13 protein-coding genes, 1 tRNA gene and 2 pseudogenes are annotated in these 8,864 nt (G+C 60.6%); 5 read left to right on the top strand and 11 right to left on the bottom strand.

Annotation, left to right across the window (positions count from 1 at the left end):
- The 5 genes and pseudogenes from AC2YI2_RS12800 to AC2YI2_RS12780 all read right to left on the bottom strand — a co-directional run.
- Positions 1–231, bottom strand: a pseudogene (locus tag AC2YI2_RS12800) (TolC family protein); the annotation flags it as partial.
- Positions 228–458, bottom strand: coding sequence for a hypothetical protein (locus tag AC2YI2_RS12795; RefSeq protein ID WP_487386838.1), 231 nt, complete (start codon positions 456–458; stop codon positions 228–230). The pseudogene AC2YI2_RS12800 and the gene AC2YI2_RS12795, both read right to left, overlap by 4 nt.
- An 80-nt stretch (positions 459–538) precedes the next feature.
- A complete protein-coding gene (locus AC2YI2_RS12790) occupies positions 539–1,045 on the bottom strand; it encodes a hypothetical protein (protein ID WP_487386837.1) in 507 nt (168 codons plus the stop codon).
- Positions 1,027–1,536 (bottom strand): annotated as a pseudogene (locus tag AC2YI2_RS12785) (multicopper oxidase domain-containing protein); the annotation flags it as partial. The pseudogene AC2YI2_RS12785 and the gene AC2YI2_RS12790, both read right to left, overlap by 19 nt.
- Positions 1,537–1,567: 31 nt before the next feature.
- Entirely contained in the window at positions 1,568–1,714 is a 147-nt protein-coding gene (locus AC2YI2_RS12780) for a hypothetical protein (protein ID WP_487386864.1), read from the bottom strand.
- On the opposite strand from AC2YI2_RS12780, the gene AC2YI2_RS12775 reads away from it, so the two are divergent.
- Entirely contained in the window at positions 1,674–2,213 is a 540-nt protein-coding gene (locus AC2YI2_RS12775) for a c-type cytochrome (protein ID WP_487386863.1), read from the top strand. The two genes, AC2YI2_RS12780 and AC2YI2_RS12775, sit on opposite strands and share 41 nt — an antisense overlap.
- 31 nt (positions 2,214–2,244) lie before the next feature.
- Here the strand turns inward: AC2YI2_RS12775 and AC2YI2_RS12770 are convergent.
- From AC2YI2_RS12770 to AC2YI2_RS12755, 4 genes are all read right to left on the bottom strand, one after another.
- Positions 2,245–2,320: transfer RNA gene (locus AC2YI2_RS12770), tRNA-Thr, on the bottom strand.
- Positions 2,321–2,565: 245 nt separating this feature from the next.
- Positions 2,566–3,759 (bottom strand): adenylate/guanylate cyclase domain-containing protein, encoded by a 1,194-nt coding sequence (locus tag AC2YI2_RS12765; protein WP_487386836.1) that lies wholly within the window; start codon positions 3,757–3,759, stop codon positions 2,566–2,568.
- A 74-nt stretch (positions 3,760–3,833) separates the two neighbouring features.
- A complete protein-coding gene (locus AC2YI2_RS12760; RefSeq protein WP_487386835.1) occupies positions 3,834–4,070 on the bottom strand; it encodes a heavy-metal-associated domain-containing protein in 237 nt (78 codons plus the stop codon).
- A 101-nt stretch (positions 4,071–4,171) separates the two neighbouring features.
- Positions 4,172–4,708, bottom strand: coding sequence for a Crp/Fnr family transcriptional regulator (locus tag AC2YI2_RS12755; protein WP_487386834.1), 537 nt, complete (start codon positions 4,706–4,708; stop codon positions 4,172–4,174).
- A 63-nt stretch (positions 4,709–4,771) separates the two neighbouring features.
- On the opposite strand from AC2YI2_RS12755, the gene AC2YI2_RS12750 reads away from it, so the two are divergent.
- Positions 4,772–5,296: a hypothetical protein gene (locus AC2YI2_RS12750; protein ID WP_487386833.1), complete on the top strand. Its 525-nt coding sequence runs from the start codon at positions 4,772–4,774 to the stop codon at positions 5,294–5,296.
- A gap of 49 nt (positions 5,297–5,345) precedes the next feature.
- On the opposite strand, the gene AC2YI2_RS12745 is transcribed toward AC2YI2_RS12750, so the two are convergent.
- Positions 5,346–5,549 (bottom strand): heavy-metal-associated domain-containing protein, encoded by a 204-nt coding sequence (locus AC2YI2_RS12745; protein WP_487386832.1) that lies wholly within the window; start codon positions 5,547–5,549, stop codon positions 5,346–5,348.
- A gap of 805 nt (positions 5,550–6,354) precedes the next feature.
- Here AC2YI2_RS12745 and AC2YI2_RS12740 point away from each other — a divergent pair.
- From AC2YI2_RS12740 to AC2YI2_RS12730, 3 genes are all read left to right on the top strand, one after another.
- Positions 6,355–6,996, top strand: a complete 642-nt coding sequence (locus AC2YI2_RS12740) for a DUF1326 domain-containing protein (protein ID WP_487386831.1) — start codon at positions 6,355–6,357, stop codon at positions 6,994–6,996.
- 9 nt (positions 6,997–7,005) lie between these two features.
- Positions 7,006–7,821, top strand: coding sequence for a DUF2182 domain-containing protein (locus AC2YI2_RS12735; RefSeq protein ID WP_487386830.1), 816 nt, complete (start codon positions 7,006–7,008; stop codon positions 7,819–7,821).
- A gap of 252 nt (positions 7,822–8,073) precedes the next feature.
- The gene (locus tag AC2YI2_RS12730) at positions 8,074–8,259 is read left to right on the top strand and encodes a hypothetical protein (protein ID WP_487386829.1); all 186 of its coding nucleotides are present in this window, start codon (positions 8,074–8,076) and stop codon (positions 8,257–8,259) included.
- Between the two features lie 131 nt (positions 8,260–8,390).
- On the opposite strand, the gene AC2YI2_RS12725 is transcribed toward AC2YI2_RS12730, so the two are convergent.
- Positions 8,391–8,615 carry a hypothetical protein gene (locus AC2YI2_RS12725; RefSeq protein ID WP_487386828.1) on the bottom strand — a complete coding sequence of 75 codons (225 nt, stop codon included), beginning with the start codon at positions 8,613–8,615 and terminating at the stop codon, positions 8,391–8,393.
- Between the last annotated feature and the right edge of the window lie 249 nt (positions 8,616–8,864).

Here is an 8,864-nt window from a genome sequence, read left to right as displayed (position 1 = left end):
GACGGCCGTTCCCACATCAACGGTCTTGGATCGCTTGAGGAACGATTTGACATGCGCTTCGACACGCTCGGCCTCGGCCCGGCTCTGTATCCAGACCGTTTCCTTGGACAGGACCGCGCTCTTATTCTGCGCCGAGGAGAACCCGGCGTCCGTGGCAGTGAATTCGTTGGAAGCGCAGCTTGCAAGGAGAAGTGCCGCGGCGAGTGCCCCTGCTATCGAAAGTTCTCTCATGACTGGTCGCCTCCTTCGGAAGCGGCGTCGTCATTCAATTTCTTCCACGGCTTGGGATCGACTGGATCGCGGTGCTGGTAGCCCGCGACCGGGTTATGGTGATGTGTCGAGACGACTTCGGCGCGAGGGTCCGAAGGGTCTCTGGAGGCCGTGACCTCCGGAAGATAGGTGGACGCGCATCCGCCGAGCAAGAACGGCAGGATGGCCACCGACAACAGGTGTCTCATTGTGGATTCCGGGCATGGATTTGAACGGGGCGCGTTCGAAAGACGAACTACGCCCGGCGAGCCGCATCAGCGGCTTTCGGTCATGCGCGGATACTGGGGGGACGATGCAGGCTTGAGAGCTGGCCGACGACTGAACGCTCGTCGAAGTGCAGACGGACGGAATCCTGCACAGGAGCCAGAATGGCAGGTGCCTCGGCCAGAATGGCGAAACTGATGCAGAAATCAGTGCAACAGTTGGGCTTGTCCTGCTTCTGGTCCTTCTCGGCCGTTTCCTTGGCGACCCCATGGTCGTGGTGATCGGAGACATCCATCGAGGCGTGATCGGCGAGCGTATCGTCGAGGTTCACGACAACCGACGAAGAAGCGCCGCCATGCATGGCGAACGTCGCAGTGGGCAATGTGTAAAGCACCAGCGATGCCACCATCGCCAGGCGAAACAGAACCAGCATATTCGTCAATGCGATTCGCAACACGCTTCCCATGATCTGCTTCTTAACATTGACATTGATCATGTCAATTACGACCGATTGAGGGCGACCCGCCGCTGGACGTTTGTTTCCAACAGGGGTTAATACATTGCCACGCATGCTCGAGCCTTGACGTCGATGACGAGCATCAGTCCGCCCCCGCCCGTTTCCTCGACATTGTTGTTGGTCGTGTGGTGCGGGATATGGCAGTGGACCAGCCACTTGCCGGGCCTCTGCGCCTTCCAGACAACGTCGTACCGTTGACCCGTGCCTACATTGACTGTGTCAGCCTTGTACCGCGCCGACGGTTGCGGGGTCTCGCCATCGACAGCCACCACTTCGAACGGGCCGCCATGGATATGCATCGGATGGATGGCCATGGTGTGCGAGCCGACGAGCCGCACCTTCATCGTCTCGCCAACTTTCATCGGAAGGGTCTCGGTTGATGGGTAGGATTTGCCGTTGATGGCGAAGCAGCTCGGCATCGCCCCTTCCAACGGCATCGCCGGGAAGGTCAGCCATTGCCGCTTGAGCCACTCCCGGAGCTGGATGGTGTGTCCGTGGTCGGCACTGACCTCGGAGGCCGGGTCCTTGGGATCGATGATCAATGCCTAGAAAACAGAGATTGACAGCGTTGGAAGGTCAACCGCGCTCGAGACTATTGTGGTCGGCAGATGGCGGCTTGACCTTGTATCGGTCCAGACCAAGTAATCTCCTGGCGGAATCCTGCCGCCCGGAGACCTCCTGCATGAGACTTTCTTCGATCACTTTTGGTTCGATGATCGCCATCGGAGTAGCTTGCGCGAGCTATGGCGAGACTAGTGACGGGATTCGTAGCCGCCAGGAGGACATGAAAATCATGTCGGCGGCGGCGAAGAGGCTCAGCGACTACTTTTCGGGCAAGCGAACCTACGACATAGACGACTTCAGAACGTCCGCGAGGCAAATCTCGGCGCGGTCCGGCGAACTCCTATCTGCTCACTTCTCAGCCGGCATCGCGGCTGAGGGCAGCAACGCCAGCCCGTCGATCGCCAGTGACGGCGCGAAGTTCGATACTCTTGCCCGCGACCTTGAGCACTATTCGCGGCAGATCGCCGACAGCGCCAAAAAAGGAGACATGCTGCCGGACGAGATGAAAATGCGTTCGGGCGAGGTTCTGGAGGGTGGGCCGTTCGCCAAGAAGAAGGCCGATACCGATATCACGTCCTTCAGTTCCGAACACGCGTTTCATATGATGCTGCAGACCTGCACGGCTTGCCACGCGGCGTTCCGCCTCAAGCGGCAGTGAGAACGGTTCCCGATTTCCGTGGTTGAATGAGTGGAGGCCCTGCCTGGGAGTCGAACCCGGATCGGCTGCGAACGAAGCAGCTGCTCTGACGTTAAGCTACGAGGGCCGTTGACTTAGATATCCTCGGGCCCTGTGTGCGTTGCAAGCGGTTCCCGGAGTTAAGGTTACTCCTCATAACCAGCGGGAGCCGATTTCCGCCTCCACCTTCTTGCGGCTGTTGCCGACCTCGTGGTCCTGTCCGGCTGCGGTGCCCTGCCCCGCGATCATTTCGTCAGCCGACTTCTCCTGCTTGGATTCGATGTGTCGAATCCAAGCAGCTCAGCTCGGCGAAGGTTCCTGATGGACACAGCGGTCAAACGTAGGAGATGTCGAGCGGCAGCTTGCGGCCCGGTACCGCCATCTGCTTGGCTTCGTGCCACCGCACCTCCAGCCCGGGCGAATGCGTCGCCTTCTTGAGCTCGTCGGACACGACCAGGGTCGCGCCGACAGACTTCGACACAACCTGCAGTCTCTGCGCGACGTTCACGACATCGCCGAGCACCGTGTACTCGCTATGGCAGCCCGCCTCCAGGACACCAGCCATGGCGGTTCCCGCATGGAGGCCTATTGCCGCCTTCAGTGCCGGGCGGCCGGCCGCTTCTTCGCGAGTGCGCCACTGTTCGAGCGCCTGAACCAGTTCAAGCGCGCAGGCGAGCGCTCGATCGGCGTCGTCCTTGCGGGGAGCGGGATGTCCGAACACCGCCATCACCCCGTCGCCAAGGTATTTGTCCACCGCGCCGCCGTGCCGTACGACGACTTCTGAGACGATGTCCCTGAACTCGGCCAGCATGTGTCGCAACTGGTCCGAGGACGCGGACTCGGCGAAGCTTGTGAAGCCCCTGAGATCGACGAACATGACGGCGATGGTCCGACGCTCGAGCCGCAGGTCGTCGCCATCGGCGAGCTGGTCGACCACAGTCGGTGAGAAGAAGCGCGCGAGGTTGCGCCCCCGTTTCCGCGCCGCCGCGGCCTCGTCTGCTCTTTGGACGTTGTCGCGCACAATCGCGTAGACGGCAAGCGCGGTGACACCGAAGCTCAGAGCCAGCCCGAGTTCGCGCTGTACGTCCGCGTCCAGCAGCGCTTCCGGGATACCGAGGCCCGAGTTGCCCACGGCGACCGCGATTATCGAGACCCATCCCGCGAAGACGAGGCCGGAAAACCACCCAACCAGCTTCGCGTCAAACGAGAGAGCCGCGTTGATGAGGAGGATGAATGTGACGACCAGCCCGGGCGGCGTCAGGGCGTTCTCGTGGTCGAGCGGCCCTCGCCCGACATGCATGTAGAGCATATGAAGGATGGCCACAGCATCCAGAAGTAGGAACAGCGGCCGCCGCCAACCTGCTACCGAAAGCTTCGTCGTGAGGAACAGCGACAACAGCGTCACCGCCAGATAGCCGCCGATGAGGGCCGTGTGGACTGGACTTCTTTCGTAGGTGCCGAGAACGAAATTGCCCGCAAGAACCGCGACGGCGGCCAAGCGCAAAAGCTCGCTTCTGACGGCACCCATGCGAGCCGCGGGGCGCGACTGAAACAATTCGGGAGGATGATGGGGCATTGAATGGGCGGACATGGATTCCCTGCCTACGCAATACGCGGCTCGTAGCCAGCCCTGGAGACCGCCTCGATAACCGCGCCGGGGGCAGACGGATCGCTATAGGAAACGGTTGCGAGGTTCACATTGGCGGCTTGGACAACGGGAACGGCGGCGATCGCTTTCTCGACACTGCGGATGCACGAGGCGCAGGTCCTACCGCCAAAGCCGATCTCCGCCTTGGAGGTGTTGAAACCTTGTTGATCGAGCGATTTCAGTGCAGTCATGGAAGGTCCTTTCGCTAACTGCACCGATAGATAATCCTTCCAAGCTTGGTAAGGTCAAGAGCTTCCTACGAGAAATTCTGAACGGTTCAGGTGCTGAGCGATCATCGTCTCCGGCGCGCGGACATCTCGCGATAAAGCGCCTCCGGCGACACGCCGATTTCCTCCGCGACGTCTTTCCAACCTCCCTTCGCCGGCATCCCGCGTTCATTCCACGCCAGCCACGCGTCGAGGCGCTCACCGACCGTTCGCAGCGACACGAGTTCGGCGCGCTTCCGCGCCGCCAGGAGCTGCTGTGATAGCGCGGCCGCCCACGCGCGGCAGAACCCGACATCGGTGTCTAAGAGACGTCTGATATCCGCGACGGCATAGGCGTGCGTCACCGCATCCTCCGTGACAACCCCGTCGCAGTGGTACTCGGGCGAGAACACCGAAGCTTCAGCCAGGATGCCTCCGGACCCGGCCCGCTGGAGGACGGCTGCCTGCCCTTCCGACTGGTATCGCACCAGCCGGATTGCTCCGGATCGCACCACATGGAGATTTTCCACGGGATCGTGCCGATGGAAGATGAAGGCTCCGGCTGCGAAGTGGCGGTTTGCGTGATGTAGACATCGCAGGCGCTCTAGAAGTTCTGTGGACATGACAGCTATCATGTCACGCCTCAAAGATGGTGCGCAATATGACCAGACACAAAGGAGGAAAGCATGCGGTTCATTTCGATCCTCATCGCTCTCGCGATGGCGGCCCACCCTGCCCTCGGCAACGAAGCGCACCACAAGCACGACCACGCGTCCCCCTACGCTGGGCAACAAATGCGCGACATCAAGACTCTTTCCCAGGAGGATATCGAGGAACTCAGCCGCGGCGGAGGTTGGGGTCTTGCCAAGGCCGCTGAGTTGAACGGCATGCCGGGACCCACGCACGTACTCGACATGGCGTCCGACCTCGCTTTGTCAGCCGAGCAGACTGACAAGGTGAGCCGGGTGCGCGACGAAATGCGCCACAAGGCGGTGGTGCTCGGCCGACGGTTCGTCGCCGGCGAGGCCGAGTTGGAAGCCAGGTTCCGCGACGGCGAGATCGGAGAGGAGGAATTGGATCGTCGGGTGAAGGAGATCGAAATGACGAGGGCGAAGCTGCGCGTCGCCCACCTTGCCGCGCATATCGCCGTCTTCCGAATCCTCACGAAAGACCAAATCGCCCAATATGGCAGGCTGCGCGGCTACCACTGAAGGAAACCCGCCCGGCACCGCGATGCGATACCGGGCCAGTTGAGAGCGCTCAGGCAGCCTTGTAGGTCGCCGGGTACCCGGCCTCGTCGAGCGCCGCGCCGATCGTCTCGGGATCAGCTTGGCTTTCGACGGTCGCCTTGCGCTTGCTCAAGTCGACATTGGCGACGGCAGTCGGGTCGACCGATCTAATCGCCTTCGTTACAGTGCCGGCGCAGTGGCCGCAGGTCATATCGGGGATGTCGAATTCGTACATGGAAATATCTCCTGTCGCTGGAACTTGAGGGAATGTGGGGGTTCCAACGCTGGCAAGGTCAAGGGCTGCTTGAATCAATATTTGCGCCAGTACCAACTACTGGCTCAACCGTCTTTTCGCCATCATCGTCTTGACCTGAAAAACCTGACAGCACGGCTCATCGATGGCGATTAGTCTGGTTTTGGGCGCTTGCAGATCATCGTAACGGACCACGCCAAGTTCGACGACGATCCAGAGTTCGTCAGCCATATTAAGGATGACTGGTGGCAAGGAGGGGCATTGATCCCCGAAGAGTGGATTGGAACTCCGGGATAGAGGTAGTATTGTCGAGCAGAGTCTTGCCAATAGACCTCGCGTGGTCAATGCCTTCATTTCGCGATGACTGCTTCTCTAATCGGGCATTTTCGTCAAGCTCTTTTTGATCTTTGACGGCCTATCGTTCACGCGGGTCACGCTTCTCTTCGGAGTCTATTGGCTCCTAGCGTCTGGAGCCGCTGCACGCATGCATGGGATCAGGGTCTGGAGAGCCTCGCTTGGGGCGCGCTCGAAGCACAGCAGTCATAGTCGACTTCACGCGGCGCGCACTGCAAACCCTCTCTCAGAGTATTCCAACGGTATCGGCCAACTGGAGCCAAGGCAGCGGCCCGATAGCCTACCGACTCGGGAATCCGCGCCGTAGCGGTCAGCACGCGTTTGCCAGTCGACCCCGCGCCGTGCTTCTCTTTTAGGTACGGCATCCTATCGCTCCACGTATGTTAGTGATATCTTTTCTAGGAGGCCAAGGGTTGGTTCTGAGGAGGATGCCATGACGCCGTGGGAAATCGACGCGCTCGAGATCGCGAACTGCAATTGCAGCTTCGGCTGCCCCTGCCAGTTCAACTCGCTGCCGACGAACGGCAACTGTGAAGCCGCGGTCGGATTCATAATCAAATCAGGCTTTCACGGGGACGTCCGCCTTGACGGCGTGAAGATGGCGTTCACGGCCAAGTGGCCGGGTCCGATCCATCTCGGCAACGGGACGGTCCAATTGATCGTGGATGTGAGCGCCACCGACGCCCAGCGCGATGCGGTGGCCACCATAGCCTCCGGCGGCGACACCGAGGACATGGCGACCATGTTCTGGGTGTTCAGCAAGATGTCGCCCACCAAATTAGAAGTGCAGTCGAAGCCCATCAACCTGGAGGTAGACGTCGAGAAGCGGACGGGTCATGTCTATGTGCCCGACGTGTTCGAGATGGAGGTTCAGCCGATCCGCAATCCGGTCACCGGAGCGGAGCACCGGGCGAGGATCAACCTGCCGCACGGCTTCGAATATCGTGTCGCCGAGATGGCCAGCGGCACCACGAAGACGACGGGCGCAATCTCGCTCGCCAACAACAAGGACAGTCACGCCCACATCTGCCGGATCTACATGAACGGCCAGGGCGTCATCGAACACGCCGCCTGAGACCGGGCCATGGCGCAGTCCACAGCCGAACGCCTGCTCGTACGCGAACGGCTGGTCGTCGTCGTGGCGCTCGTGCTCTCTTTCACCCTTTCCGCCTGGTACATCCTCGACGGCGCGGGGACGGGAATGTCCTCCGTGGAGATGTCTCTGGAGACCGGGCCCGCGGGAGCTCTGATCGCGGGCACAGACGACATGGTCGCGCCTCATGTCTGGTCGTTTCGCTACGCCGTGGTCGTGTTCGTCATGTGGTGGCTGATGATGGTCGCCATGATGGTGCCGAGCGCCGCGCCGACCGTCCTGCTCTACGGGGCGCTCTACCGGGAGCGCGGCGCTTGGGGTCCGCTGGAATTCCTCGCCGGATATCTTACGATGTGGGCTGCGTTCAGCCTGATGGCGACGGCGGCCCAAGGCCTTCTCGCGGCGAGCGGGATGATGTCCGCGATGTACATGAACTTGGCGACCAACTACTTGGCCGCCGCGGTGCTCATCGGCGCGGGCCTATACCAGCTATCGCCCGTCAAAGCCGCTTGCCTGGACCACTGCCGGGGTCCCGTCGACGCCCTTACCCGCCATCGGCGCACGGGCCGGGCGGCGGCGTTTCGCATGGGCCTCGTCCACGGCCGCTATTGCTTGGGCTGCTGCTGGGCGATGATGGCTCTGCTGTTCGTCGGAGGCGTCATGAATATCTGGTGGATCGCAGCGATCACGATCTATGTCGCCGTTGAAAAGCTGGCTCCCGGCGGGAAGAAAGTCTCACGCATCATGGCAGCCACCCTAGTTATCGCCGGGATTGCACTCCTCGCGAAATCCATCGCTTCGATGTAATCTGGACCCAACGCCATTCAGACGTAGGCGATGTCGAGAGGCAGCTTTCCTCCCGAGATCGCCACCGACTTGACGTCACGCCAAGATGAGGCCGAGCCTACGGCCTTCACGGCCGACTTGACCTCTTAGAGACCACCAAAGTCGCACCCACTGACTTTGAGACCGCCTGGAGGCGCCGCGCCACGTTGACCAGGCCTCTGAGCACCGTGTACTCGCGTGTGTGTCGCCGTGAGCGGGACCTCAAGCTGCCGCATGATCGGCCGTTGGCGGATCGTCGACCCCGATCTATGGGATCGCGGCCATCTCGATCTGATGGAACTGGCGATGATAGCGATCGGAGCCAACAGTCACGGCGAAATCGCCCTCGGCGCGCTGCAAGTCGGCCTCGATATCGGCTACAGCCAATACTTGGTCCACTTCACGTGGACCAAATTTTGACGAAATGGACGAAGTCTCCGGCGACGGACACGCCGAACTGCTCGATAACGGCGCCATCAAGATCACATAGTGTATCGAGACGGCGAAGAGGACGTCCTCAGCGCCAAACGAGAGACTTCTTCAACAGACGGCTACTCGACGTTGATCGTACCTTTTATGGTCACATCCGGATCGTTGTCTTCCCTGATGATGACCTTCCTCTTCTTCTTGATAATAATGTCAGGGTCCTGACGCTCCTTAATGACGATGCTGTTCGTGGGCTCCGGATCGGTTTCGCGGATGGTCACGCTGTCGGCATAAGCGAAGGATGTCGCCGCAAATGTTGCAGCACAGGCAATTACAAGTGTGTTGCGCATCGTAGGTCTCCTTGTTGGATACGATGCGGGGCAAATGCGACACATCTGCAATTGTTCCGGCATCATTTCCTTGAAAGGCCCGCATCCGTCGGCGCAGAATAGCAGCGACGGGCATTTCTCACGTACGACAAGGGCGGCAGATGCGTGCGGTGCTACCTGGCAGAGAAGCCGATGCAATTTCGGATAATTTCACATGTGGCGCCTATTTTGCGGAGCCAATATAATAGATCCGCCCATTCTGGATCGGGC

This window comes from Rhizobium sp. SRI_017 (genome assembly GCF_057586295.1).
This window is presented reverse-complemented; position numbering and strand designations above follow the sequence as displayed.